This is a genomic window from Actinophytocola sp., from assembly GCF_049647105.1.
Lineage (GTDB): Bacteria > Actinomycetota > Actinomycetes > Mycobacteriales > Pseudonocardiaceae > Actinophytocola.
The window spans coordinates 19,621-42,113 of sequence record NZ_JBARWZ010000288.1; the positions used below are offsets into that span (position 1 = coordinate 19,621).

At 68.8% G+C, this 22,493-nt stretch carries 36 protein-coding genes; 32 read left to right on the plus strand and 4 right to left on the minus strand.

Annotation, left to right across the window (positions count from 1 at the left end; all coding sequences use genetic code 11):
* The first annotated feature begins 7 nt into the window (after positions 1-7).
* From dnaG to WBA97_RS34345, 3 genes are read left to right on the plus strand one after another with little or no spacing between them, the layout of a single operon-like run.
* Positions 8-1,909 carry a DNA primase gene (gene dnaG / locus WBA97_RS34335; protein ID WP_424235158.1) on the plus strand — a complete coding sequence of 634 codons (1,902 nt, stop codon included), beginning with the start codon at positions 8-10 and terminating at the stop codon, positions 1,907-1,909.
* Complete coding sequence (locus WBA97_RS34340; protein WP_424235159.1) at positions 1,906-2,439, plus strand: hypothetical protein; 534 nt, start codon at positions 1,906-1,908, stop codon at positions 2,437-2,439. Before dnaG ends, WBA97_RS34340 begins: the two co-directional genes overlap by 4 nt.
* A 32-nt stretch (positions 2,440-2,471) precedes the next feature.
* Positions 2,472-3,236 (plus strand): trans-aconitate 2-methyltransferase, encoded by a 765-nt coding sequence (locus WBA97_RS34345; protein WP_424235160.1) that lies wholly within the window; start codon positions 2,472-2,474, stop codon positions 3,234-3,236.
* A 46-nt stretch (positions 3,237-3,282) separates the two neighbouring features.
* Here WBA97_RS34345 and WBA97_RS34350 read toward each other — a convergent pair whose 3' ends face one another.
* The 4 genes from WBA97_RS34350 to WBA97_RS34365 all read right to left on the minus strand — a co-directional run bounded on the left by WBA97_RS34350 (position 3,283) and on the right by WBA97_RS34365 (position 7,818).
* Positions 3,283-5,364: an MMPL family transporter gene (locus tag WBA97_RS34350; RefSeq protein ID WP_424235161.1), complete on the minus strand. Its 2,082-nt coding sequence runs from the start codon at positions 5,362-5,364 to the stop codon at positions 3,283-3,285.
* 379 nt (positions 5,365-5,743) lie between these two features.
* Positions 5,744-6,967 (minus strand): tyrosine-type recombinase/integrase, encoded by a 1,224-nt coding sequence (locus WBA97_RS34355; protein WP_424235162.1) that lies wholly within the window; start codon positions 6,965-6,967, stop codon positions 5,744-5,746.
* Between the two features lie 27 nt (positions 6,968-6,994).
* On the minus strand, positions 6,995-7,249 hold the full coding sequence (locus WBA97_RS34360; RefSeq protein ID WP_424235163.1) for a hypothetical protein: 255 nt from the start codon (positions 7,247-7,249) through the stop codon (positions 6,995-6,997).
* Positions 7,250-7,374: 125 nt separating this feature from the next.
* Positions 7,375-7,818: a helix-turn-helix domain-containing protein gene (locus WBA97_RS34365; RefSeq protein WP_424235164.1), complete on the minus strand. Its 444-nt coding sequence runs from the start codon at positions 7,816-7,818 to the stop codon at positions 7,375-7,377.
* Positions 7,819-8,008: 190 nt separating this feature from the next.
* On the opposite strand from WBA97_RS34365, the gene WBA97_RS34370 reads away from it, so the two are divergent.
* The 29 genes from WBA97_RS34370 (at position 8,009) to WBA97_RS34510 (ending at position 22,381) form a co-directional block, all read left to right on the plus strand.
* Complete coding sequence (locus WBA97_RS34370) at positions 8,009-8,353, plus strand: helix-turn-helix domain-containing protein (RefSeq protein ID WP_424235165.1); 345 nt, start codon at positions 8,009-8,011, stop codon at positions 8,351-8,353.
* A complete protein-coding gene (locus tag WBA97_RS34375) occupies positions 8,350-8,568 on the plus strand; it encodes a hypothetical protein (protein ID WP_424235166.1) in 219 nt (72 codons plus the stop codon). The genes WBA97_RS34370 and WBA97_RS34375 overlap by 4 nt, the downstream gene beginning before the upstream one ends.
* Positions 8,565-8,735: a hypothetical protein gene (locus tag WBA97_RS34380; protein WP_424235167.1), complete on the plus strand. Its 171-nt coding sequence runs from the start codon at positions 8,565-8,567 to the stop codon at positions 8,733-8,735. The genes WBA97_RS34375 and WBA97_RS34380 overlap by 4 nt, the downstream gene beginning before the upstream one ends.
* A complete protein-coding gene (locus WBA97_RS34385) occupies positions 8,728-9,480 on the plus strand; it encodes a BRO family protein (protein WP_424235168.1) in 753 nt (250 codons plus the stop codon). Before WBA97_RS34380 ends, WBA97_RS34385 begins: the two co-directional genes overlap by 8 nt.
* Positions 9,477-10,097: a hypothetical protein gene (locus WBA97_RS34390; protein WP_424235169.1), complete on the plus strand. Its 621-nt coding sequence runs from the start codon at positions 9,477-9,479 to the stop codon at positions 10,095-10,097. The genes WBA97_RS34385 and WBA97_RS34390 overlap by 4 nt, the downstream gene beginning before the upstream one ends.
* Complete coding sequence (locus WBA97_RS34395; protein WP_424235170.1) at positions 10,094-10,321, plus strand: hypothetical protein; 228 nt, start codon at positions 10,094-10,096, stop codon at positions 10,319-10,321. Before WBA97_RS34390 ends, WBA97_RS34395 begins: the two co-directional genes overlap by 4 nt.
* 118 nt (positions 10,322-10,439) lie before the next feature.
* Positions 10,440-11,003, plus strand: a complete 564-nt coding sequence (locus WBA97_RS34400; RefSeq protein WP_424235171.1) for an HNH endonuclease — start codon at positions 10,440-10,442, stop codon at positions 11,001-11,003.
* The gene (locus WBA97_RS34405) at positions 11,003-11,152 is read left to right on the plus strand and encodes a hypothetical protein (protein ID WP_424235172.1); all 150 of its coding nucleotides are present in this window, start codon (positions 11,003-11,005) and stop codon (positions 11,150-11,152) included. The genes WBA97_RS34400 and WBA97_RS34405 overlap by 1 nt, the downstream gene beginning before the upstream one ends.
* Complete coding sequence (locus WBA97_RS34410) at positions 11,149-11,568, plus strand: hypothetical protein (protein WP_424235173.1); 420 nt, start codon at positions 11,149-11,151, stop codon at positions 11,566-11,568. The genes WBA97_RS34405 and WBA97_RS34410 overlap by 4 nt, the downstream gene beginning before the upstream one ends.
* Positions 11,568-11,690: a hypothetical protein gene (locus WBA97_RS34415; RefSeq protein WP_424235174.1), complete on the plus strand. Its 123-nt coding sequence runs from the start codon at positions 11,568-11,570 to the stop codon at positions 11,688-11,690. The genes WBA97_RS34410 and WBA97_RS34415 overlap by 1 nt, the downstream gene beginning before the upstream one ends.
* Positions 11,683-11,961: a hypothetical protein gene (locus WBA97_RS34420; RefSeq protein WP_424235175.1), complete on the plus strand. Its 279-nt coding sequence runs from the start codon at positions 11,683-11,685 to the stop codon at positions 11,959-11,961. The genes WBA97_RS34415 and WBA97_RS34420 overlap by 8 nt, the downstream gene beginning before the upstream one ends.
* 26 nt (positions 11,962-11,987) lie before the next feature.
* Positions 11,988-12,215 (plus strand): hypothetical protein, encoded by a 228-nt coding sequence (locus tag WBA97_RS34425; RefSeq protein ID WP_424235176.1) that lies wholly within the window; start codon positions 11,988-11,990, stop codon positions 12,213-12,215.
* Between the two features lie 11 nt (positions 12,216-12,226).
* Positions 12,227-12,358 (plus strand): hypothetical protein, encoded by a 132-nt coding sequence (locus tag WBA97_RS34430; RefSeq protein ID WP_424235177.1) that lies wholly within the window; start codon positions 12,227-12,229, stop codon positions 12,356-12,358.
* On the plus strand, positions 12,355-12,639 hold the full coding sequence (locus WBA97_RS34435; RefSeq protein ID WP_424235178.1) for a hypothetical protein: 285 nt from the start codon (positions 12,355-12,357) through the stop codon (positions 12,637-12,639). The genes WBA97_RS34430 and WBA97_RS34435 overlap by 4 nt, the downstream gene beginning before the upstream one ends.
* Before the next feature lie 17 nt (positions 12,640-12,656).
* Entirely contained in the window at positions 12,657-13,676 is a 1,020-nt protein-coding gene (locus tag WBA97_RS34440; protein ID WP_424235179.1) for a hypothetical protein, read from the plus strand.
* Entirely contained in the window at positions 13,676-14,050 is a 375-nt protein-coding gene (locus WBA97_RS34445; protein ID WP_424235180.1) for a hypothetical protein, read from the plus strand. The genes WBA97_RS34440 and WBA97_RS34445 overlap by 1 nt, the downstream gene beginning before the upstream one ends.
* On the plus strand, positions 14,047-14,535 hold the full coding sequence (locus tag WBA97_RS34450; protein ID WP_424235181.1) for a RusA family crossover junction endodeoxyribonuclease: 489 nt from the start codon (positions 14,047-14,049) through the stop codon (positions 14,533-14,535). Before WBA97_RS34445 ends, WBA97_RS34450 begins: the two co-directional genes overlap by 4 nt.
* Positions 14,532-15,443 carry a PD-(D/E)XK nuclease-like domain-containing protein gene (locus WBA97_RS34455; RefSeq protein WP_424235182.1) on the plus strand — a complete coding sequence of 304 codons (912 nt, stop codon included), beginning with the start codon at positions 14,532-14,534 and terminating at the stop codon, positions 15,441-15,443. The genes WBA97_RS34450 and WBA97_RS34455 overlap by 4 nt, the downstream gene beginning before the upstream one ends.
* The gene (locus WBA97_RS34460; RefSeq protein ID WP_424235183.1) at positions 15,440-16,255 is read left to right on the plus strand and encodes a hypothetical protein; all 816 of its coding nucleotides are present in this window, start codon (positions 15,440-15,442) and stop codon (positions 16,253-16,255) included. The genes WBA97_RS34455 and WBA97_RS34460 overlap by 4 nt, the downstream gene beginning before the upstream one ends.
* A 220-nt stretch (positions 16,256-16,475) precedes the next feature.
* On the plus strand, positions 16,476-16,877 hold the full coding sequence (locus tag WBA97_RS34465; protein ID WP_424235184.1) for an HNH endonuclease: 402 nt from the start codon (positions 16,476-16,478) through the stop codon (positions 16,875-16,877).
* Positions 16,874-18,217: a DNA cytosine methyltransferase gene (locus WBA97_RS34470; protein ID WP_424235185.1), complete on the plus strand. Its 1,344-nt coding sequence runs from the start codon at positions 16,874-16,876 to the stop codon at positions 18,215-18,217. The genes WBA97_RS34465 and WBA97_RS34470 overlap by 4 nt, the downstream gene beginning before the upstream one ends.
* Positions 18,214-18,810 carry a hypothetical protein gene (locus WBA97_RS34475; RefSeq protein ID WP_424235186.1) on the plus strand — a complete coding sequence of 199 codons (597 nt, stop codon included), beginning with the start codon at positions 18,214-18,216 and terminating at the stop codon, positions 18,808-18,810. The genes WBA97_RS34470 and WBA97_RS34475 overlap by 4 nt, the downstream gene beginning before the upstream one ends.
* Positions 18,803-19,087 (plus strand): WhiB family transcriptional regulator, encoded by a 285-nt coding sequence (locus WBA97_RS34480; RefSeq protein WP_424235187.1) that lies wholly within the window; start codon positions 18,803-18,805, stop codon positions 19,085-19,087. Before WBA97_RS34475 ends, WBA97_RS34480 begins: the two co-directional genes overlap by 8 nt.
* A complete protein-coding gene (locus tag WBA97_RS34485) occupies positions 19,084-19,407 on the plus strand; it encodes a hypothetical protein (protein ID WP_424235188.1) in 324 nt (107 codons plus the stop codon). The genes WBA97_RS34480 and WBA97_RS34485 overlap by 4 nt, the downstream gene beginning before the upstream one ends.
* Positions 19,408-19,764: an HNH endonuclease gene (locus WBA97_RS34490; protein ID WP_424235189.1), complete on the plus strand. Its 357-nt coding sequence runs from the start codon at positions 19,408-19,410 to the stop codon at positions 19,762-19,764.
* Positions 19,761-20,750, plus strand: coding sequence for a hypothetical protein (locus tag WBA97_RS34495; protein ID WP_424235190.1), 990 nt, complete (start codon positions 19,761-19,763; stop codon positions 20,748-20,750). Before WBA97_RS34490 ends, WBA97_RS34495 begins: the two co-directional genes overlap by 4 nt.
* Complete coding sequence (locus tag WBA97_RS34500) at positions 20,750-21,232, plus strand: hypothetical protein (protein WP_424235191.1); 483 nt, start codon at positions 20,750-20,752, stop codon at positions 21,230-21,232. Before WBA97_RS34495 ends, WBA97_RS34500 begins: the two co-directional genes overlap by 1 nt.
* The gene (locus tag WBA97_RS34505) at positions 21,216-21,431 is read left to right on the plus strand and encodes a zinc finger domain-containing protein (RefSeq protein ID WP_424235192.1); all 216 of its coding nucleotides are present in this window, start codon (positions 21,216-21,218) and stop codon (positions 21,429-21,431) included. Before WBA97_RS34500 ends, WBA97_RS34505 begins: the two co-directional genes overlap by 17 nt.
* Positions 21,428-22,381: a DNA-methyltransferase gene (locus tag WBA97_RS34510; protein WP_424235193.1), complete on the plus strand. Its 954-nt coding sequence runs from the start codon at positions 21,428-21,430 to the stop codon at positions 22,379-22,381. Before WBA97_RS34505 ends, WBA97_RS34510 begins: the two co-directional genes overlap by 4 nt.
* Positions 22,382-22,493: the final 112 nt, after the last annotated feature.

The window sequence follows — 22,493 nt, forward strand, 5'->3', positions numbered from 1 at the left end:
GGACAACGTGGCAGGACGGATCCGGGAAAGCGACATCGCCGCGGTCCGCGACCGCAATCGGGTCGACGACATCGTCGGCGAGTACGTGTCGCTGCGCCGTGCCGGTGGCGGCGCGCTGAAGGGCCTGTGCCCGTTCCACGACGAGAAGACGCCGTCGTTCAACGTGCGGTCCACCCACGGCACCTTCCACTGCTTCGGCTGCGGCGAGGGCGGCGACGTCATCGCCTTCATCATGAAGATCGACCACCTGAGCTTCGTCGAGGCGGTCGAGCGGCTCGCCGAGCGCAGTGGCATACAGCTGACCTACGAAGGCGGCGCACCGACCAGGCAGCGTGACAAGGGCACGCGGACCAGGCTGGTCGACGCGCACCGCGCGGCCGCCGAGTTCTACGCCGAGCAGCTGGCGACCCCCGACGCGGTCAAGGCGCGGGAGTTCCTCGCCGAGCGTGGGTTCGACCAGGCCGCGGCCGTGCAGTTCGGCTGCGGGTACGCGCCGGCGGGCTGGGACAAGCTCACCAAGCACCTCCTCGGCCGCGGCTTCGACATGCAGGAGCTGATCAAGGGCGGCCTGTCCCGCGAGGGCAGGCAGGGCCCGATCGACCGGTTCCACCGCCGCCTCCTGTGGCCGATCAGGGACCTCGGCGGCGACGTCGTCGGCTTCGGCGCGCGGCGGCTGTTCGACGACGACCAGATCCAGGCCAAGTACCTGAACACCAGTGAGAGCCCGGTCTACAAGAAGTCGCAGGTGCTGTTCGGCCTGGACCTCGCCAAGCGGGAGATCGCGCGGCGGCACCAGGTCGTCGTGGTCGAGGGCTACACCGACGTGATGGCCATGCACCTCGCGGGCGTGCTCACCGCCGTCGCGTCCTGCGGCACCGCGTTCGGCTCCGAGCACATCACGGTGCTGCGCAGGCTGTTGATGGACGACGACGCGTTCCGCGGCGAGGTGATCTACACCTTCGACGGCGACGACGCGGGGCAGAAGGCCGCGCTCAAGGCGTTCGACGAGGACCAGAAGTTCGCCGCGCAGACGTTCATCGCGATCGCACCCGACGGGCAGGACCCGTGTGAGCTGCGGCAGAGCAAGGGTGACGTGGCGGTGCGCGACCTGGTCGCCCGGCGAAGGCCCCTGTTCGAGTTCGCCATCAAGACCGAGCTGGCCGTGCACAACCTCGAGAACGCGGAGGGCCGCGTCGAGGCGTTGCGGCGGACGGTCCCGATGGTGGCGCGGATCAAGGAGGTGGCGCTGCGGGACGAGTACGCGCGCCAGCTCGCGGGCTGGGTCGGCTGGGAGGACATGGCGACGGTCGTGCGGCGGGTCCGCGAGTCCTCGGGCGGCACGCAGGCACCCGCGCGGCGGGCCACCAGGCAGGTGGACCCGGGTCAGGGCGCGCTCCCGGTCGATGTCGACGGGCCTCCTCGGCCGAACCCGCGTGATCCGCAGCTGCACGTCCAGCGTGAGGCGATCAAGCTCGCGCTGCAGGAACCCGCGTTCGCCGGTCCCATGTACGACGCGCTGCCGCTGGAGGTGTTCACCCACCCCGCGTACGCCGAACTGCACCGTGCGGTGCTCAAGGCGGGCGGTACGTCGAGCGGGCTCGCTGGTGCGGACCTGATCGACGCGGTGGCGAAGTGCTGCGAGTCCGGCACGGGCCGCAACCTCGTCACCGAGCTGGCCGTGGAAGCCATTCCCACCAGGCAGAACGCGATCGAGCGGTACGCGGCGGGCATGCTCGCCGCCCTTCAGCGGCAGCTGCTGGCCGGTCAGATCGCCGACATCAAGTCGCGGCTGCAGCGCCTGTCGCCGATCGAGGAACCGGACGAGGCGCGTGCGTTGTGGGGCGACCTGGTGGCGCTGGAGCAGTACTACAAGGCGCTGGGGGAGCAGGCCGCCGGAGGCATGGGATGAGTGTTCTTCGCAAGCTTCTCGACAAGGTCGTCGGCGACGGCACGCCTGACGGTTTCGCCGGCACGCTCGAGCAGGAGGAGACCGTCGTCGTCGTGGCCGAGGTCCGCGGCGGCGGGCACCTCGTGGCCACGTCGCTGGGACTGTGGGTGTCGACCGGCGACGGGGCGCGCCGCATCGGGTGGCACCTGCTCAGCAAGGTGACATGGGGCGACGGAGTGCTGGCCGTGGTCGAGGCGGACGAGATCGGGGAGGCCGGCGACGCGGTCCTGCTGACCGATCGGCCGCCGCACCGCTACGCGCTCGTCGATCCGGGCAAACTGCCGCACGCCGTGCACCAGCGGGTGACCGGGTCGATCAGGTCGCGCCACCACCGGGACCTGCCGGGTGGGGGAGCGTGGTTCGTGCAGCGCAAAGTGCCTGGCAGGGACGGCATCGTGCTGCAGGTCAGGGCCGATCCGGGCACGGACGCGAACGCCGTGCGGACGGTCGCCGCGGAGGTGGCCATCAAGATCCGGGAAGCGCTACAGTAACAGTACGAACGTACTGTTATGCGGGAGGCGCTGTGTGGGATCCCTCGAAGTACCTGACCTTCGCCGACCACCGCGCCCGCCCGTTCTTCGACCTCGTCGGCCGGATCGCCGTGGAGGCCCCGCGCCGGGTCGCCGACCTCGGCTGCGGTCCCGGCAACCTGACCTCGGCGCTCGCGCAGCGGTGGCCCGCCGCCAGGATCGAGGCGTGCGACTCGTCGCAGGAGATGGTCGCGGCCGCACGGGAGCGGGGGATCGACGCGACCGTGCTGGACGTGCGGGACTGGCGGCCGGAGCCGGACACCGACGTGGTGGTGTCGAACGCGGTCCTGCAGTGGGTGCCGGGACACGAGGAACTGCTCGCGCGCTGGGTGAAGCAGCTGCCGCGCGGGGCGTGGCTCGCGTTCCAGGTACCTGGCAACTTCGGGGCGCCGTCCCATGTGCGGGTGCGGGAGCTGGTCGCGTCGCCGCGGTGGCGGGACCGTCTCGAGTCGGTTGTATTGCGTGAGGACGACGCGGTGCTCGACCCCGAGGGGTACGCGGGCCTGTTGTCGGACGCCGGATGCGCGGTCGATGCCTGGGAGACCACCTACCTGCATCGGCTGACCGGTGCGGACCCCGTGCTGGAGTGGGTGACCGGGACGGCGCTGCGTCCGATCAGGACCGCACTGTCCGATGAGGACTGGACGGAGTTCCGTGCGGAGCTGGCGCCCCGGCTGAGGGCCGAGTACCCCGAGCGGGTGGACGGCACCACGTGGTTTCCGTTCCGCCGCGTCTTCGCCGTGGCCCAGAAACGGTGAAGAGGCGCGTTCGGGAAGCGAACGCGCCTCTTCACGAATGGTGTTACTAACCGACCGTGACCCGGTCGCGCTCCTCCGACGACGGTGGCGGGACGGTGGCCCGGTCGCCGTGGCCTGGCCACCAGGCCGCGTGGCCCAGCAGCGCGGTGAGGCTCGGCACCAGGAACATCGACATCACGAACGCCGCGATCAGGATGCCGACCGACACCGCGAATCCCATCTCCATCAGGAACGAGACGCCGGCGAGCAGCATCGACGCGAACGTGCCCGCGAGGATCACGCCCGCCGCGCCGACCGACGGGCCGCCGTGCTCGACCGCGAGGTCCGCGGCCTTGCGCGGGTCGTGGCCGAGCTTCGCCTCCTCGCGTAGTCGCGCGATCATCAGGATGTTGTAGTCCGTGCCGATCGCCACCACGAACAGGTAGACGAGCATCGGCAGCATGAACGACACACCCGGCCGGTCACCGATGCCCTGGAACACCAGCACGGTCGCACCCATGGTCGAGAAGAACCCGATGACCACCGCCAGCATCAGATAGATCGGTGCGACGAGGCTGCGCAGCATCAGCCCGAGCACGAGCGCGATCAGCACGCCCGCGACCGGGAAGATGACCCACAGGTCGCGGTTGTTGGCCTCCCTGATGTCGGCGAACGCCGAGGTCAGCCCGCCGACCTTGGCGGTCGAGCCCTCCGGCGCCTGCTTGTGCGCCACGTCCCGCAGCGGCCCGTCCACCAGGTCGAGCGACTCGTTCGCGTACGGGCTCGTGTCCAGCAGCAGGTCGATCTTGGCGATGTTCTTCTCATCGTTGAGCGTGGCGGGCTGCCCGGTCGGGCTCGGCATCACGCCACCGACACCGGGCACGTCCTGCAGCTTCTGCGCGTAGGCCGCGAGCGCCTGCTCGTCGAGCGTGCCGCCGTCGGCCTTCACGAACACCGACGTCGGGTTCAGCGCGCCTGCCGGGAACCCGGCCTCCATGTACTCGAGGCCGCGTGCCGACTCGGTGTCGCTCGGCAGCTGACCGGTCTGGTCGTAGTCGGTGTTGAACCCGAGCATGCCCAGCGCCAGCGCCACCATCACGCCACCGGACGCGACCGCCACGACGGCGGGACGACGGCCGGTGAACTTGCCGAGCCGCTGGAACACGGTGCCCTTTGGCGTGCGCTGCCAGGACTTCGACGGCCAGAACACCTTGGTGCCGACCAGGGACACGACCGCCGGGATCAGCGTCACCGACGCGATCGCCATCAGCACGACCGCGATCGACAGCCCCGGCCCGAAGCTGGTGAACGCGCCGAAGACGGCCAGCAGCAACGCCATGAACGCGATCACGATGGCCGCTGCCGCGGACGCGATGACCTCGCCGACCCGCGCCACCGCCGCCACGAGCGCGGTCTTCGGGTCGTCACCGGCCCGCAGCCGTTCGCGGTACCGGAACAGCAGGAACACGATGTAGTCGGTGCCGACGCCGTAGAGCACGATCGTCATCACGATCTGCACGGACTGGTCGACCTGGAAGCCGAAGGCCTGCGCGAGCCATGCGACCAGGCCAGGGGCGATGGCGCTGACCACACCGACCGTGACGATCGGCAGCAGTGCCGCGACCGGGCTGCGGTAGATCACCAGCAGCAGACCGATGATCAGCACGACCGTGGCCGCACCCACGATCAGCAGCGCGGTGTCGAACGCGTCCGCGTTGTCGGCGAACATCGCGACGTCACCGGTGACCGCGTACTCCAGGTCCGTGCCGGCCAGCCCGTCGGTCGCCCGTTCGCGGATCTCCTTGACCGCCTCGACGAGCTTCGGGTCGTCCTGGATCCCCTCCAGCCCGACCGTGACCAGCTGGACCTTCTTGTTGGGGGACAGGAACTGCGCCCCGGTCAGCACGGTCTTGACCCGGTCGATCCCGGCCCCGTCGATGTCCTTGCCGAGGTCGCCGATGGCGGTCTGGTCGTCCTTGGTCAGCTCCTGGCTGTCCTGCCGCTTGACCACGATCGTCGCGCTCGCCTGGTCGGCCCGTCCGAAGGACTGCGCGGCCAGCTCGCCCGCCTGCACGGACTCGAAGTCCGAGGGCAGGAAGTTGGCCTGGTCGCGGGTGGTGACGTCGGCGAGCGTCGGCGCGAACGCCACGATCGCGATGGTGACGAGTACCCACCCCGCGATGACCTTCCACGGGTTGTCGACAGCTCGCGACCTGCGAGTTTAGTTTTCTCGACGGTGTTCGCTGTGATCCGCCAATGTTCGATGAATCTGCTGGTCAGCGCCAGCGCTGACCCCGCTGGTGTTCGACGGTGTTCGACGGTGTTCGACCGGGGTCTGCCCCAGATCTGCCCCACGCTGCCCCAGGTCCGTGCGGGCTCCCGCCCCCGGCCGGTTCGCCTGCCAGTCCTTCACCGCGGCGGCGTCGTACAGCTTCGCTCCGGTCTCCACATCCCTCTCGGGAAGCGGGCCCGGTGCGCGGCCTTCGGACACGTAGTCGCGGTATGTGCTCGGCTTGATGTTGCACCACTCAGCTACCTGTGCGGTGGTCCATCGCTCCGTCATGCCCCCACTGTACGGCACCCTGCCGCAAGGTGTCAACGGGTGGTTCATCCACAGAGGCCAGAGGCGCCCGATCACCCAACGCCGCCCGCACCCGGTCCCGAACCCCCGCAGTCCGGAACGCGTAGTCCTGGGTCTGCTTCACGTCCGAGTGCCCCACCAGATACGCCACCGTCGCGATGTCCAGCCCGCCTTCCAACGCCCGGGTGATGTACCAGTGGCGGGAGTCGTACGGTTTGACACGCTCCACCCCGGCCACGTCCGCGGCCCGGTCCAGCGCCCGCCAGAACGCCTGCGCCGTGATCGGGTTCCCCTTCTCGTTGAGGAACACCAGAGGGCTGCGACACGGCTTGGCCACCACCCTCCCGCGATGGTGGTGGTCGAGGCCGCACCCCTCCCGCACATCCCTGCCGGCGAGGGCGTGGTCCACGATCGCGGTCGCTTTCGTGGTGAGCGGCACGTCCCGCGAGTCCTCGTCCTTCGGGGAGTGGCGGATGATGCCGCGGCGGGACACGAACGTCTTGTCGACGGTGAGCCACCCACTGGCCCGGTCGATCGCGTCCAGATGCAGGCCGGACATCTCACCCGGACGCAGCCCCATCTCGTAGCCGAAGTCCACGAGATCCTGATAGCAGGGCTTCAGGTGAGGGCGGATCTTCTCGAACCGTGTGTCGTCCTTGATCGGCTTCGCGACACGGGTCGCCTTCGGCAGCCTGATGTTCGCGCACGGCGACGCGTCCAGCACCTCGTCGTCCAGGGCCCTGTTGATCGATGCCCGGAACACCCCGTAGATGCGGCGTGCATGCGACGGCTCTCGCCCCGCGAAGAGGCTCAGCGCCCACCGCTTCACGTCCCGGTGGAGGATCGCGTTGAGCGGCACCTCACCCCATCGCGGCCGAACGTGCAGATCGACCAGGGAACGTTCGACGCTCTCGGTGTCGGTGTCTTGCCGGTAGACGCGGGTGGTGTCCCAGTAGTCGCCCCACGTGATCGTCGCAGCCGCCTTCCCGGTGACGATGGAGGCACGGCGAGCGGCCTTGACTTCCTCTTCCTTCGCGACGTCGAGCGCCGCTTTCCGGGTCGGGTATGGATGCTCCGGGTGGGTCGCCTTCTTCGTGTAGATCTTGTCGCCATTGGGTTCGCGCCACCCGCCCCGCCATTTCCCGCTAGGCAGTCTCTCCGGCCAAGCCATTTTGATCACTCCCAATTGGAGGGGGCGTCACCCCCGCTTGTCGTCGCGGACCGCCCGGAGATGGCGGCGCGACTTAGCAGGCTTGTTGATCCTGTCGATCACGGCGGCGCAGGCCGCAGCGTCGCTGGCTGCGGCCTCGGCGACCTGCCGGATCTCTCGGCGGTCCTGCCAGGCGTCGAGCTCGAAGTCGCGGCGTCGGCGGCATTCACTCCAGTGCCAGTGTCCGAGCCCGTAGATCATTCCGAAACCGATCAATAGGTAGAGCATGTATAAGCCGGTCATGTCTAGCCCCAGGGGTTGTCCCGTTGCGTTCCATTGAGACACATCTCGTGTCCCTTCCTCGCATTAACGAGAGGTTTCCTGTTGAGATCCAACCGTGTCCAAAGTGTCCCTCGAATAGAGCAAACCTAACCCTGTGCGTCCGACTGGAGACCACCCTGAGTAGAGAGTGGACTGTCCTCAAGAGCTGCCGAAAGATCCAGTAGGTAGTTCAACCGCTCGAAGTCCTCGCGACTGTTGAGGCGCCTGCTCCACCACGCCAGTTCCCGGCGAAGGTCCCCCGGGGTCGCGCGTGCTGGGTCAACGCGGGCGGGCATCTCCATCGCCGTTCGCGTTGGAGCGGCGTCGTCCTCGACGCGACCAGAACGGATGCTGTCCAGCCATCCGGTCGGCTTGCCGAGCGCGCCTTCGATCTTCGCCTCGGTTGTCTGATCCAGGCGAATGCCGTTCTCGAGGTTCTGCACCGACCCTCTGGAGACACGCGCGACTTGCGCGAGCTGCTTCTGAGTCCAGTCGCGTTCGCCCCTGGCCGCCTTGACCTGACGGCGCACGTCCTGTGATGGCTGCGTCACGCGTGCAATGTTGGGCACTGTCGCGCAGGTAGCCAAGCGCGACGGACTGTGTGCGCGTCGTCTCGCTGTGCTTCGTTGGGCTTGAGTATGCCTAAGGCTCATGTGCCGAATAGTGCCGGAAAGTGCCGAATGAGCACAAGGCCTATCTGTGCCTTGACATTGATCGGCATCTTTCGGCATAGTTCGGCACATGGCACAAGCACGTCGAACTGGCCCTCGAAGGGACGGGGTACGCAGGGCGTACCTGTCCATGGGCATCAGTCGCCGGGAGCTGGCCCGCCGTGCGGGAGTCAGCCCCAGCCACATCACCAACGCGATCGCGGGGGACGTCCTCGGCGAAGCGGCAGCGGCCCGCATCGGTCATGTCATCGGCTGGACCGCAGATGAGGTGCTCCGCGGCGAGCGGATCATCAAGCGCGAACCGGACAGGGAGTCAGAGCACGTCTCCCCGCAGCCGCTCGATCCGCCGCGCCGGGATGAGTCGAACCGGCCGCCGAACAAACCCGACAGCGGGCAGGCGTGGGGCGCGGCATGACCACCAACCTGTGGATGACCACCCGCCAGGTCGCCGACGAGTCCGGACGCGCCTACGACTCCGTGGCCCGTGCCCTTCAGCGGCGGCTGCTGACGGGACACCAGCCGTGCCCGAGGGGGACCTGGCGGATCTCCCGCAAGGCGTTCGAGGCGTGGATGGCGAAGGGCGCGCCGATCGACACGCCCGCGAAGGCGCGGCTGCGGAGGTCGGCATGACTGTCCTCACCGTCACCCGAACCGACCAGGACGACACGGCCGCCGCTGAGCAGCCCCGTCCAGCGCGCTGCTTCCTCGCGACCCTCACCCACTCCTTCGACTGGCCGTGCTCGTGCGGCAAACCCGGCTCGCAGTGCACGCAGAAGGAGGACGGCAGCTGTGAATGACCTGACCCCGTTCGAGTTCCACGGCACGAAAGTGCGCGTGACGACTCGCGACGGTGAGCCGTGGTTCGTGGCCGCCGACGTGTGCTTCGTCCTCGGCTACAGCAACAGCCGTGACGCCGTCGCCAAGCACGTCCGCGACGGCCAGAAGGGGGTGTCGCGTATCGCGACACCCTCCGGTGACCAGGACATGACCGTCATCAACGAGGGCGGCCTGTACCGGCTGTTGATGCGGGCGCGGACCGTGCTGGCGGACGAGTTCCAGGACTGGGTGACCGACGAGGTGTTGCCCGCGATCCGGCGCACCGGTTCGTACGGGGTGCGGGAGCTGTCGCGGCGCGAGCTTGCCGACTATTGGGCCCGGGCGGAAGCCGAACTCGAGGAGCAGCGGACGAAGGTAGCTGAACTGGCCGCTCCCGCGCGCTCGTGGAACCAGCTCGCCGACGCGTCCGGTGACTACGACGTCCGCGCCGCCGCCCAGATCCTCTCCCGTGACCCGGCGATCGACACCGGACAGAAGCGGCTGTTCACCTACCTGCGGGAGATCGGGTGGATCGGCCGGGACAACCGGCCCTACCAGTCGCAGGTGGACGCTGACCGGTTGCGGATGATCCCGCGCACCTACCTGGACGGGTTGTCCGGTGAGGAGAAGACCACGTCGCAGTTGCGGGTGACGGTGAAGGGCATCCACGAGTTGCACAAGCGGCTCGGCGGTACCGGTCCGGTGCTGCTGGAGGTGGCGTCGTGACCCGCGCGTTGGTCCGGCTGGAGCCGCCCTACACCCGAAGCGGCGGGTCCTACGGCGACGCGATCCCACTCACCCGCGGTCCGCGTCTGGTCAGAACCAACGGCATGGGCCGCTGGCACCGCCCGCGGTCGGGTGTGCACCTGAAGCGGTTCTCGCGGACAGTCCTGCACGTCTGGTGTGGGCAGGCTATCCACGTCGGCGATGCCATCACGGCTGTCAATCTCCCGGCCGACGAGCTGCTGTGCGGCACGTGCGAGGGGCGTGCTGTCGGGGCAGGACACCCGGGCACCGGCACGCCTTTGAACGAGGCCCTGCTGTTCGAGCCTCGGTCGTCGGCTCCGCCCCCCGCGCGCTGCCCGTCCTGGCGTCTGATGGAGCACGAGGTGTCGGGGCTTCCGTATCGCGGGGTGTTCGCCTGCCCGGTATGCGGCGAAGCGACACGGACGCGCGCAGCTGGCGGCCCCTACAACTCGCACTCGGTCGTCGAAGGCCATGCTCCCGGTCCCGGCTTGTACGCGCCGTGCCCGTTCCACAGGTGGGACTTCCCCGCGCTGCGTGACGGTGTCGCCGGTTGTGGTTGCGGCGCACCGACCCGCCCACAGGTGGTGGCGTCATGACCGACCGCGAGCGCGCCGAACAGTACCTGGCGATCTTCATCGGGCTCGGTGAGCACTGGCGCACCTGCGCACCCGTCGACGGTGAGCTGACCGAGCAGGGCATCCGCATCGGCGACATCGAACTGTGGCCGGACGTCGACGGTACGTGGCTGATGCAGGACGGCGACCGCACCACCAGGTACAGGCAGGCGGTGAAAGTCATGACCGACGACCGGGACGCCTGACCCCCCGACATGGGCGCGGCCCGGTGCTCCCACACCAGGCCGCTCGCCACGAGAACCAGATCCGCTTGCGACGAAGGAAGTTCACGTGACTGAGAGAGATCGTAACGCAACAGGCGGGATGCGCGCGGACCTGCAGGGTTCGCCGAACCGCAAGGACTACGGGCCGACACCCATGTTCGGCGATTCCCGCCTGCCGGGCCGCTTCTGGAGCAAGGTCCAGCAGGACCCGTCCGGCTGTTGGCTGTGGACCGCGCAGATCAACGCGCTCGGCTACGGGATTTTCCGCTGGCCGCGGCCCGGTAAGAGCTACAACGCCCGCGCCCACCGGCTGGCCTACGAAATGCTCGTCGCGCCCATTGCCGACGACCTCGTGTGCGACCACCTGTGTCGGGTCCGGCACTGCGTGAATCCCGGTCACATCGAGCCGGTCACGACGCGCGTCAACAACCTGCGCGGTGAGGGTCCCGCCGCCAAAGCAGCGCAGGCCACTCGCTGCCCGCAGGGCCACGAGTACACGCCCGAGAACACGATGCTCCGCCGCAAGCGCTACGGCGTGAAGCGGGAGTGCCACCAGTGCAACCGTGATCGAGCCGCCCGCCTCTGGCGCAAGGGCCAGGCCACCAAGCAGAAGAAGGCGCGCGGCGAGCACGTGACGCCTCGGACCCGAACGGATGTGGCGTGATGGCTCACGACCCCAAGAACCCGCGCACGCAGGCCAACCTGACCGATGGCGACCGTCGCCGCGATTACGGCCCGGCTGGTTGCGCCGGGATCGTGCTCGCCCCGGTCGTGCTCGTGGCGGCGTTGTTGCTGCGGGGTGGTCGGCGATGACCGACGCACGCCGCATCATCGAACGCCACTGGCCGCTGAACGGCCCACACACCAACGACACCATCGCCGAAGCCGCGCAGGGCGCTGAGGCCCTGATGCGGTACCTGGCGCACGCCACCTACGAGCCCATCACGGCCGGGCCCGCGCTGCACCGCACGCTGTCGTCGCTGCACGAGTCGCTGTACATGCTGGACCAGGTCCTCGGTCAAGTCGCTGACGGTGTCCGCCGTGACCTCGCGAACGACTACACCCTGTACGACACCCGGTCGGGCCGGCTGCCCGCAGCGACCGCTCTGGACGTGGCGGACGCGATCGGTGAGGCGCGGCAGGGATTGGGGTCGCGGCTGTACCGGGCGGCTTCGGAGGCGTCGTGTCTGGGACACACGGATTCCGTCGACGAGAACGAGGTGGCGTGATGGATCTCCTCGACGCCCTGTTCGCGGCCCACGTGGAAGACATCGACTCCGAGCCGTTCGCCCACGAGGACGCATGGACCTACCCGGTCGGGGACCCCCGAACGGAGGCAACCCATGGCTGAAGACGACTTCCCCGACGGTCTCCCGCCCGCGCTGCGAGATGCGGTGGACGACACGTTGGCCCGCAACGCCCGCGTCCTCGTGTTCAAGGCGTACGTGCAGGGCATGCCGGGACAGCTCGGGACGCTGATGCGGCAGGTCGCCCACGCCCACAACGAGTACCTGTCCGCCGAACTGTTCGGTGGGGTGACGGTCGGGGAGGAAACCCGGCTGAACTCGCTGCTGGATGAGGCGATGGACACGGTGGACTGGTTGCGGGCGGGTGAGGTCTAGTGGCCGCCGCCGAGGTTCCGGTTCCCGTGGACAGCATCCGGCTCGATGCCGCACGCGGCCGTGACGCCGAGGTGTTCTCCCGGCTTCTCGCTGAGGAGAAGGACATCGAGACGTCGCTGACCGACCTGGAGCACGCGCACGTCATGGACATCACCGGTCCGGCGTTGATCGCGATCGACCGGGCGCGCTCGACAGCCGCGCAGTTGGCGATCGAGTTGCGGATCGCCTACCGCTACCTGGGTGGTGTGCCGTGAGGGGCGCGGGGATGGCTGCCTTCTACGGGGCCACAGCGGGTGTCCTGTCGTGGCTGGCGTTCCGTGCCGCTGCGTGGAGTGTCGAACGGGGTGTCGACGTGTGGGGTCGGGTCAAGGACAAGAGAGCAGAGGAGAAGGCGTGAGCGACACCGGATGGGTGTGCCTGCAGGGTTCGATCGTCGGCACCGTGGAGAACTACTCGACGGTGTACACGCGGTCGGGCGGCCTGTTCACATCTCAGCACTCGGCGTGCGAGGCGGGCATCAAGACGTTGGGGCACGACGACTTCAACGTGGCGCATGTCGTCAACGGGGAAGTCGTGTGGTGGGGCTGGATGGAGGAGCCGCACCCGATCGACGATGCGGCTGAGGCGGCGGAGCAGTTCGGCTGGTCGGTGGCTGAGGCGTCGGCGGTGTCGTCGTGACTTCGGATACCCCCAGAGTGGGAGACACAGCGCGGTGGACGTGTGTTGTAGAAGGCGTTGTGGAGGCGGCGTACTCGACCGCGATCCACATCAAGGACGGCCGCGGGTCGCTGCGTGTCCTGTCCACCTCGGATCTGAGCGGCGGCACCGTTGAGGTGCTGGAGCGGGCAGACGACCCCACGATCGGCGAGATCCGCACCGTCGGACCGACGCTGGACGGTAAGGCGAAGACCGCCGTGAAGGTCGGGGGCAGGCTCTCCGACACGCCGGGTGAGCGTTCCCTGTGGGTCATCGTGGAGACCGGCGAGGTGTTGAAGGACGGCAATGTCACCGGCCTGGGTGAGGTGATCGGCACGGTCCGGCCGGACTCGCCGCGTCCGTCGGTGCGGGTACCGAACGAACCACACGGACTGTCAGGCAGGCGGCGCGACGAACTCACTCGGATGGCGGGGGACGGCAACGTGCACGGCGCGGTCCACCTACTGGTGGTGAACACGTCGATGAACATCCAAGAGGCGACGGACTACGTGCTCTCGATGTCGGAGTACCGGACCTACCTCGCAGCACACGGCGAGAAGTGGGACCCGCGCAGGTTCTGGCCAGGGAGTGATGGCGGCATCGTGCCGGAGCCGGACGCCGACATCACGGCCGTCGACGACAAGCACGGCGACCGGCTGAGGCGCGAAGGCGACGGCTGGATCGGCGCGGGCGGCGAGGGTTACCCGTTGATCGTGAAGCCGTGGGAGGACCACGTCCTGCCGAAGTACGCGCCGTACACGGAGGTACGAGACAGCTCTGACGTGGACCCGGTTGAGGCGGACCGGATGCGGGCCATGGGGTTCGACGCCCAGCCCGAGTTCAAGGTGTCCGACGAGGACCGCGCGCTGATCGCGTCGGTGCTCGACGAGCGGACGACCGAGTACGTCTACGGGCAGGACGACGGCAGTTGGAAGCTGGACGGTTCTGCCCTGTCCGGGGTGGTGGCGGACATCGTGTTCGCCGCGATCCGCCGCGACCGTGAGCGGGGCGGCCGGTGATGGTGTTCTCCACTGGCCTGTTCGTGGGCGTGTTCATCGGGATCCTGATGGGTGCGGCACTGACGTTCACCGCTGTGCTGCTCGGGGAGCGCGTCGCGCACGGCGATCAGCAGGTCGCCGCCAAGTTGGACCACGGCCCGGACATCGGGCGGCTGACGGCTGAACCCGAGCCGACTCCCGAGGAGACCACGGGCGTCATCCCGGTCGTCACCGACGACGACGTGAACCCGTGGCAGCCGCCGCCGCAGGAGTCCGGCCGGCACCGCGCAACCTCGGTCCCGGTGCGGGACTACGGCGAGGAAGTGCGTGTGTGGCCTGCCGGTGATCCGGACACGCAGGTGTTGGTGCCGGTGCGGGAAGAGGTGCAGGCATGACCTACCTGTCTGTGTTCGTGCCTGGCAAGCCCGCCCCGCAAGGCAGTAAGCGCTACCTCGGGGTGAAGGGCGGCAAAGGCATCACCGTCGAGTCGTCGAAAGCGGTAGCGCCATGGCGGGCCGACATCCGCGACAGCGTCAAGGACCACGTGGCTGGCCGCGCTCAACCTGGTGACGCCGTGTCGGTCGCGCTGACGTTCGTCATGCCACGTCCAGCGTCCGCGCCGAAGCGCTCGACGCCGCCCGCGGTGAAACGGCCGGACGTGGACAAGCTCGCTCGCGCCGTGCTGGACGCGCTGTCGTCGGCCGGGGTGTGGGAGGACGACTCGCAGGTGACTCGACTCGTGGCCTCAAAACGGATCGCGCAGATCGGGGAGCGATCGGGTTGCTACATCACCGTCGAGGACGCAGCGGACCAGCGGGACGCGTGGGACTCGGTGAAGGTCGAGCGGACTGCTGATGCCGCATCAGGAGGAGACCAGTGACCGCGGTCGCGCTCATCGACGCCCCCGGCGTCTACGACATCCCCTACGACGCCTACCACGGCGACCCCGTCGAGGCCGGTTCCCTCTCGTCGTCAGGCGCACGGAAGCTCATGCCCCCGTCCTGCCCCGCCAAGTTCAAGCTGTGGCTCGAGGAAGGGCAGGCCCCGTCACACGAGTTCGATATCGGGCACGCCGCCCACAAACTCGTCCTCGGTGCCGGCCCGGAGCTGCGGGTGATCGAAGCGAGCGACTGGCGCACAAAGGCCGCGAAGGAACAGCGCGACGAGGCACACGCTGAGGGTGCGGTGCCGTTGCTGGAGCACGAGTTCGAGAAGGTCGCCGCGATGGCCGCCGCCCTCAAGGCGCACCCGGTGGCGTCGACGCTGCTGTCCCCGGATCGGGGCAAGGCGGAGCAGACAGTGGTGTGGCGGGACGAGGAGTTCGGGGTGTGGCGGCGCGCCCTCCTCGACCACCTCCCGCACGCCGTGTCGGGCCGACGCATGATCGTCGCCGACTACAAGACCACCAACTCCGGTGCGCCCGGCGACGTGCCGCGCGCGATGCACGGCTACGGCTACCACCAGCAACTCGACTGGTACCTCGCTGGGGTGAAGGCGCTCGGGTTGCACGGCGACCGCGAACCAGCCGGGGTGCTGATCTTCCAGGAAAAGACCAAGCCCTACCTGGTGTCGATCTTCCAGCCGAACCAGCAGGCCATGGACATCGCCCACACCCGCAACCGCAAAGCCCTCGACATCTACCGCCACTGCACCACCACCAACGAATGGCCCGGCTACGGCAACGACGTCATGCCCCTCTCCCTGCCCGGGTGGGCGGAGTGGGAGCACTTCGACGCTGAAGAACGCGGCGACTTCACCATCACCACACCCAAGGGGGTACCCGCGTGACCACCAACCCGTCCACCGAGATCGACCTCCCGACCCCGGCGAGGATCGGTCAGGGCACCGCGATCGAACAGGCCCGCTCCGTCGCCGAAGTCCACGCCCAGATCATGGCCGCCCGCCAGTTGCCGCGCGACATCCAGGCTGCGCGCCGCAACATCGCCGACGCCTGCGGCATCGCCGAGTTCGCCGCGAAAGCGTTCTACCGGTACCCGCGAGGCGGCCAGAACGTCACCGGCGCCAGCGTCCACATGGCCCGCGAGCTGGCCCGCTGCTGGGGCAACATCGACTACGGCATTAAGGAACTGTCCCGCGACGACGAGCACGGCCAGTCGGAGATGATCGCGTTCGCGTGGGACATGGAGTCCAACGTTCGGTCGTCGAATGTGTTCATCGTGCCGCACAAGCGGGACAAGCGCGGCGGCCCCGAAGCGCTCGTCGACATGCGGGACATCTACGAGAACAACGCCAACAACGGCGCCCGTCGTGTCCGTCAAGCCATCTTCTCGGTGTTGCCGCCCTGGTACGTCGAGGCCGCGCTCGCGGCGGCGCACAAGACCAACGCCGACGGCGGCGGCAAACCCCTGCAGGAACGCATCGCCAACATGCTGTCGCTGTTCCGTCAGGTGGACGTGTCCGAGGAGGACATCGCCCGCAAGCTTGGACGCGTGTCAGCGAAGTGGACCGGCGACGACGTCGCGCAACTCGGGGTTGTGTACTCGTCGATCCAGCGCGGCGAGGTGTCCAAGGACGAGGAGTTCCCCCGCGAGCAGGTGACCGCTGAGGAGATCACCAAACCGGACGAGGGCAAAGCATGACCGCCCGCATCCTGCCTTCGTTGGATGTGCCGGCTGTGCTCCCGGACGGGCCGGGAGGAGCGGCGTGAAGAAGAGCCGTCTCCAGCGCCACACCCAAATCAACCCGGGCGCGAAGGGCCTGAAGCGCACAGGGTTCAAGCGCGCGGACCCAGCCCCCCGGTCTCGTGGGTCCGTCGGTGACGCCAGCCCCGACGGACCCGCGACTCAACCTCGAGGACCGGTGAAGCCGCGGCTGGAGTCGTCGACGATCCCGAAGGCGATCCGTGAAGCGGTGCTCGAGCGCGACGACCACGCGTGTGTCCGGTGCGGTGTCGCGATCCAGCGGCCGTACTACTCGCTGCAGCACCGCGACCCTCGAGGTGCTGGCGGGTCGAGGCTGCTGCACACCATGGCCAACCTCGTGACCCTCTGCGGGTCCGGCACAACCCGCTGCCATGGACACGTCGAGTCCTACCGCGACGAGTCCAAAGCGCATGGCTGGCTGGTGCCGAACGGCGCCGTCCCTGAGGAGTGGCCTGTGAGGCGGTGGACACCGGACGGACCGCGGTGGATGCAACCCGGCAACGAGTGGGCCGAAGCCGTGCCGCATGAGTGGCAGCGCGAGATGGGAGCAGCGGCATGAGCGACCTCTTCGACATCGAGGCGTTCGCCGGCCCGGGAGGCTGGTCCGAAGGACGGCGACTCGCAGGCGCAACCCACCCGGCGTACGGCATCGAGTGGGACATGGCCGCCTGCCGTACTGCTGTCGCGGCAGGACACCCCCGGATCCGCGCCGACGTCTCAATGTTCCCCCTAGACCACCTCGCCGGTCGTGTCGACGGCGCCATCCTCTCCCCGCCCTGTCAAGCATGGTCCAACGCCGGCGACCAGAAGGGGAAGCTCGACCAAGGCAAGGTGCACGAGAGGATCGCCGCGTTCGCCCGCGGCGAGACACCACCCGACCGCGAGTGGGCCGACGAGCGATCCATGCTCACCGCCGAGCCGATGCGGTGGGCACACGCTCTCCGTCCACGCTGGATCGCGCTCGAGCAGGTGCCGCCCGTCCTGCCGCTGTGGCAGTACACCGCCGAACTCCTCCGCACCATGGGCTACCGCACCTGGACCGGCATCCTCTCCGCCGAGCAGTACGGCGTCCCTCAGACCCGGCGGCGCGCGATCCTCATTGCCCGCCGCGACGGACTTCTCGTAGGCCCGCCCGAACCGACCCACCAGGCGTACCGCGCCGGCCGCGAACTCCTCGAGGAACCCGACCTGTTCGGCGACCCACTCCCGCCGCCCGTGTCGATGGCCGACGCGCTCGGCTGGCCGGCCACCTGGTCCGTCGAGTACCAGCGCGGCGCCGGCATGGCCGAACGGCACGGCGAACGACCGCCCCGACCCGCACCCGCACCCGCACCGACGATCCGCGCTGGCTCCGGGGGCGTCGGAACCAACCTGCTCGTCCACCGCGACGTGGTGATGCGCAACGGAAACCAGAAGAACGCCTGCGAGCGGCGAGCCTGCGAGCCCGCGGGCACCCTGTTCTTCGGGCAACGCACCAACGCCGTCGACTGGGTCGTACGCCAGACCGAACGCCAGGCCAACGGCGGCAACCGCTCCATCGAGGACCCGTCGCTCACCATCACCGCCAGCCTCGACAACGGCAACATGAGGTGGGCCGCCGAGGCGCGCATGCACCCCGCCGGTATCCACGGAAGCTACGGCTACAGTCGGTCGATCGACGAGCCGTCACCCACGATCAAGGGCGCAGGCTCCGGCGGGCAGTACGTGTCAGACGGCGAGCAGACCGTGCGCGTGACCGTCGAGGAAGCCGCGATCCTGCAGTCCTTCCCCGCCGACTACCCGTGGCAGGGCAACAAGTCCCAGCAGTACCGGCAAGTCGGCGACGCTGTGCCGCCGCTGCTCGCCGCCGCGATCCTGCGGCCCCTCATCCAATCCAGCGCCCGGGAGGTAGCTGCATGAGTCAGCAAGACATGGACCGAACCGCCTACCTCGAAGCACGAGTCGGGGAACTCCACACCACGATCGGCGACTTGCGGGAGATCGTCGCCAACGTCACCGAAGACTGGCGTAAGGCAGACCAGCAGCATGCGCGGGACGTCGAGCTGTTGCTGTGGCTACACGCAGAAGCAGTGTGGCGAGAGCAGGACCTGACCCGTCAGCGGGACGCATGGTGGGAGGTCCAGTCCGTCCGGATCGGCGCGGTCATCGTCGAGCGGGACGACACGGTGCGCGAAGTCGGCCGGTTGCGGCGTGAGGTGGAGTTCGAAGCCAACGGAGCGGACACCTTCGGCGATGCCGACGCTCGGGCGGAGGCCGCGTGGGATGCCGAGACACCCACAGGTCAGCGGAACCAGACGCTCCGGGACATCGCGTTCGAGATGGCGCGCGAGGGTGCCAGCAACCACCAGATCCTCGCTCGGCTCGCTCACGCCTCCGACGCGATGGGCAAGTACACCGACGCCAACCTGTACCGGAAGTGGACCCGCCTGCTCGGAATGATCCGCGAAGTCCGTCGGGCGGGCATCGAGTCGGGCGGTGAATCGGATGACTGACCCCACCAACTGGCAGGCCAACGCCGCATGCTCGCGGTCCCACCCGGACCTGTTCCTGCCGCTCACCGCGAAGGAAGCCCACGGGCTCGGCGGGAACACGCACCTGCACCCACGGATCCGGGAAGCGATGTGGGTGTGCGTCGACTGCCCGGTCCGGGCGGCGTGCCTGGAAGCGGCGATCGAGGGTCGTGAAGCCGGGGTGTGGGGTGGCCGGTACCTGTCGGCGGCGTCGCACTGGAAGGCCGCGAGCAAGAAGAGGCGGGAGACCGCGGCATGACCGACACCCGCCGCGACATCCTCTTCGCCCTCGCCCGAGCCGACCGGAAGTGGGCGCAGCAGCACATGACCCACACCCTGCCCGCGGACCGGTTGGATGCGCTCGCCCGCGACCTTCACGCGACGGTGACGGTCGCGATGCAGGACCAGCAGGCGCGGTCCGCGAACGAACGCGGCTGCCTCGCCCGCCTCCTCACCGCCGTCAACGGCGTGTGGGACAAGGCCGGTGATCCGGGAGAGCAGACCGCCGAGGCACTGAAGCAGTTACGTCGGGTCGAGCAGTACCTGATGTCCCTCAACCACGGACAGGAGGTCGCGTAGATGGACGACGGCTTCTCGCCGATGGAGGACGTACTCGACTCGCTGCCCGCGAGGAGACGCCCTGCCAACCCGCGCCCGCGAGTCGCCCCCGAGACCATGGCGCGGATCCGGCTGGCCGTGTACGGCCGGGACTGGTTCGCCTGCGTGACCTGCGGGTGGTCCCCCGACGTGCCGGATGGCTACGACGGGCGGTACGCGCTCGGTGAGGACTACGTGGACAACCGCGGCCGCGCTCGGTGCCGGCTGCTCGAGCTGGACCACATCATCCCGCACCTGCACGGCGGCCTGTTCGCGGTCGACAACCTGCAGGCGCTCTGCAACTCCTGCAACGCTCGGAAGGGGGCGACGCACCCATGACCGAAGACCGCGAGCGGCACGCACGGTTCCTATGCCGCATGTGGGACGACGGCGACTGGATAGCCCTGTCGCCGCGAGGCCAGTGGTTCTACATGCTGCTGACCTCTCAAGCCGCCTTGAACCGTGCGGGCATCACAGCGCTCACCTCGAAGCGTTGGAAGCGGCTCGCGTCCGGGCCCTCGGTGGAGCAGCAGATCGCGCTGGCGATGAAGGAGCTCGAGGACGAGAACTTCGTGGTCGTCGACCACGACACCGAGGAGGTGCTCGTCCGCTCGTACATGCGGAACGACGGCATCGCGAAACAGCCGAACGTGCTCAAGATGGCGTGCCGACAGGCCCGCGAAGTCCTGTCGCCGAAGCTGCGCGCCGCCCTCGAGGTGGAGCTGCGTCGCCTCGATCCGCCCCCCGGTGAGTCTGTCGCAGCCAAGTCCGCCGCGGCTGTTCTCGCGGCCACAATCGACGCCCTCGCGAAGGGTTCCCGGAACCCTTCGCCGAACCCTTCCGGGAAGGCATCCGTGAATGGTTCGGCGAACCCCGGGGGGAGGGGGAGGGGGAGTAGTACCTCTCACCTTGGTAACTCAAATGGTTCTACTGCTTCTACGTCGGAGATCGCTTCGCGACCTTCCGACCCGCCGCGCCCCGATGTGGAGTCGCTCTGCTCTCGCCTCCTCGCGGCGATCCAGGGCAACGGCGCGAAGGGATCGATCACGAAGAAGTGGCGCACTGAGGCTCGTCTGCTGCTGGACCGCGACGGCCGGTCCTTGGATGAGGCGAGCAGGCTCATCGACTGGGCCACGTCCGACAGCTTCTGGAAGTCGAACATCCTCTCGATGCCGACGTTCCGCGCGAAGTACGACCAGCTCCGGTTGCAGGCGTCGAGACGTGACGCCCCTCCCGTGCCGAACGCCACCGATCAGCGGGTGGCCGCGCTGCTCGCCCCCGTCCAGAACCTTCCGAACCTGCGTGCCCTTCCCGGAGGTGCCTGATGCCGCTCAGCCAGGACGAGGTGCGGGCGCTGCTCGCGATCGCCGTCGCCTACGACAACCGCAAGCCGGGGGAGGTGACGATCGCGGCGTGGATGGAAGCCGCTGACCGTGGCAGGTGGACGTTCCCGGCGGCGGTGGAGGCGATCCACGACCACTACGCGAAGTCCACCGACTTCCTGATGCCGGGCCACATCACGGCCGCGGTGCGGGCCCGGATGCAACTGCCGGCCCCGGCTTCCGAGGTCGCCCAGTTGGAGGCGGCACGGCCTGCGGAGGAGGCGATCCGCAAGCGGTGGTCGGCGGTGATCCGGGAGAAGTTCGCGATGCCGTCGAGGCTGCGGGATGAGCCGGGGCGGGCGCGGGAGCGGCGACCCCAGCGGCGGTCAGCCGACGACGCGGCTGCGCGGGAGCGGGCGCGGCGGGAACTGGATGCGATCCGGGATCGCGAGCGGGAGGAGCCGCCCGATGACCTCGTGGGCTGAGCGCAAGCGCGCCGCGGACGCGACATGGCGGCACGACCGGGTCACTGCGGAGACCGTGCCGTGCACCGAGCCCGGGTGTGGGGCCGGCGTGGGGGAGACGTGCCGGAACGTCCGGACCGGTGACCCGCTCGTGCATCAGGCGGCGCACGCGAAGCGGATCTTGGCGGGGCAGGTAGCAGCAGAGGAGAACCAAAGATGACCGACCCCTACTACAGCGACGACACGCTGTCCCTGCTGCTCGGCGACGCCCGCAACGTCCTGGCGACCATGGACATGGGGTCTGTCAATTGCGTCGTCACGTCGCCGCCCTACTTCGGGCTGCGCGACTACGAAGGGCACGGCGACCAGATCGGTTCCGAGTCCTCGCCGGCCAGGTACGTCGCCGCTCTCGCCGAGGTCTTCGCCGGAGCGCGCCGAGTGCTCGCCGACGACGGAACGCTGTGGCTCAACCTGGGCGACTGCTACTACAGCGGGCGCGGCAACCCTGGTCCGAACTCGGCCGACGAGAAGCAGCCTGCGCGGCGCGGCTGGACACGACCGCTCGACCGGTCAGGTCAAGACTGGGCCAAACCGAAGGACCTGCTCGGCATCCCATGGCGAGTGGCGTTCGCCCTTCAGGACGCTGGCTGGTACCTGCGGAACGCGATCGTGTGGCACAAGCCGAACGCCATGCCCGAGTCGGTACGAGACCGATTGGCTGGCCGTCACGAGATGTTGTTCCTGCTCACCAAGTCGCGCCGGTACTGGTTCGATCTGGACGCGATTCGGGAGCCGCACGCCGAGTCAACGATCGCGGCCGCGCACCGGGCACGCCGGCCGTACGAAGCACCCGGCCAGCGTCCGAACACCAAGAGTCGGCCACTCGGCGACAAGGGCGCCAACCCGGGCGACGTGTGGTCGATCAACACTCGCCCGCTGACCGAGGCGCATTTCGCCACCTTCCCCGTCGAGCTCCCACGTCCTTGTATCGCGGCGGGTTGTCGCCCAGGAGGGACCGTCCTCGACCCGTTCTCCGGCGCCGGCACCACCGCGCTCGCAGCCCAGCAGCTCGGCCGCCGGGCGATCGGGATCGACATCAACGCGAAGTATCACAACATCGCCCTGAAGCGCATGTCCGATGCGCCGCTGCCGTTCGGGGAGGCGTCGTGACCGTGGCTGTCGACGAGATCGACTGGGGTGACTACCCCGACTGGCGGGACCGGCTCGAAGCAGCCCGATGACCGCCCACCGCGGACCAGGCCGCGTTCGACACCGAATGGGA

What these genes read in the sequence shown, in the direction of transcription:
- WBA97_RS34340 (WP_424235159.1), top strand. Translation starts at nt 1,906, where the DNA reads ATGAGTGTTCTTCGCAAGCTTCTCGACAAGGTCGTCGGCGACGGCACG.
- WBA97_RS34355 (WP_424235162.1), bottom strand. Translation starts at nt 6,967, where the DNA reads ATGGCTTGGCCGGAGAGACTGCCTAGCGGGAAATGGCGGGGCGGGTGG.
- WBA97_RS34360 (WP_424235163.1), bottom strand. Translation starts at nt 7,249, where the DNA reads ATGACCGGCTTATACATGCTCTACCTATTGATCGGTTTCGGAATGATC.
- WBA97_RS34370 (WP_424235165.1), top strand. Translation starts at nt 8,009, where the DNA reads ATGGCACAAGCACGTCGAACTGGCCCTCGAAGGGACGGGGTACGCAGG.
- WBA97_RS34375 (WP_424235166.1), top strand. Translation starts at nt 8,350, where the DNA reads ATGACCACCAACCTGTGGATGACCACCCGCCAGGTCGCCGACGAGTCC.
- WBA97_RS34380 (WP_424235167.1), top strand. Translation starts at nt 8,565, where the DNA reads ATGACTGTCCTCACCGTCACCCGAACCGACCAGGACGACACGGCCGCC.
- WBA97_RS34395 (WP_424235170.1), top strand. Translation starts at nt 10,094, where the DNA reads ATGACCGACCGCGAGCGCGCCGAACAGTACCTGGCGATCTTCATCGGG.
- WBA97_RS34400 (WP_424235171.1), top strand. Translation starts at nt 10,440, where the DNA reads ATGCGCGCGGACCTGCAGGGTTCGCCGAACCGCAAGGACTACGGGCCG.
- WBA97_RS34405 (WP_424235172.1), top strand. Translation starts at nt 11,003, where the DNA reads ATGGCTCACGACCCCAAGAACCCGCGCACGCAGGCCAACCTGACCGAT.
- WBA97_RS34410 (WP_424235173.1), top strand. Translation starts at nt 11,149, where the DNA reads ATGACCGACGCACGCCGCATCATCGAACGCCACTGGCCGCTGAACGGC.
- WBA97_RS34415 (WP_424235174.1), top strand. Translation starts at nt 11,568, where the DNA reads ATGGATCTCCTCGACGCCCTGTTCGCGGCCCACGTGGAAGACATCGAC.
- WBA97_RS34420 (WP_424235175.1), top strand. Translation starts at nt 11,683, where the DNA reads ATGGCTGAAGACGACTTCCCCGACGGTCTCCCGCCCGCGCTGCGAGAT.
- WBA97_RS34430 (WP_424235177.1), top strand. Translation starts at nt 12,227, where the DNA reads ATGGCTGCCTTCTACGGGGCCACAGCGGGTGTCCTGTCGTGGCTGGCG.
- WBA97_RS34445 (WP_424235180.1), top strand. Translation starts at nt 13,676, where the DNA reads ATGGTGTTCTCCACTGGCCTGTTCGTGGGCGTGTTCATCGGGATCCTG.
- WBA97_RS34450 (WP_424235181.1), top strand. Translation starts at nt 14,047, where the DNA reads ATGACCTACCTGTCTGTGTTCGTGCCTGGCAAGCCCGCCCCGCAAGGC.
- WBA97_RS34470 (WP_424235185.1), top strand. Translation starts at nt 16,874, where the DNA reads ATGAGCGACCTCTTCGACATCGAGGCGTTCGCCGGCCCGGGAGGCTGG.
- WBA97_RS34475 (WP_424235186.1), top strand. Translation starts at nt 18,214, where the DNA reads ATGAGTCAGCAAGACATGGACCGAACCGCCTACCTCGAAGCACGAGTC.
- WBA97_RS34480 (WP_424235187.1), top strand. Translation starts at nt 18,803, where the DNA reads ATGACTGACCCCACCAACTGGCAGGCCAACGCCGCATGCTCGCGGTCC.
- WBA97_RS34485 (WP_424235188.1), top strand. Translation starts at nt 19,084, where the DNA reads ATGACCGACACCCGCCGCGACATCCTCTTCGCCCTCGCCCGAGCCGAC.
- WBA97_RS34490 (WP_424235189.1), top strand. Translation starts at nt 19,408, where the DNA reads ATGGACGACGGCTTCTCGCCGATGGAGGACGTACTCGACTCGCTGCCC.
- WBA97_RS34495 (WP_424235190.1), top strand. Translation starts at nt 19,761, where the DNA reads ATGACCGAAGACCGCGAGCGGCACGCACGGTTCCTATGCCGCATGTGG.
- WBA97_RS34500 (WP_424235191.1), top strand. Translation starts at nt 20,750, where the DNA reads ATGCCGCTCAGCCAGGACGAGGTGCGGGCGCTGCTCGCGATCGCCGTC.
- WBA97_RS34505 (WP_424235192.1), top strand. Translation starts at nt 21,216, where the DNA reads ATGACCTCGTGGGCTGAGCGCAAGCGCGCCGCGGACGCGACATGGCGG.
- WBA97_RS34510 (WP_424235193.1), top strand. Translation starts at nt 21,428, where the DNA reads ATGACCGACCCCTACTACAGCGACGACACGCTGTCCCTGCTGCTCGGC.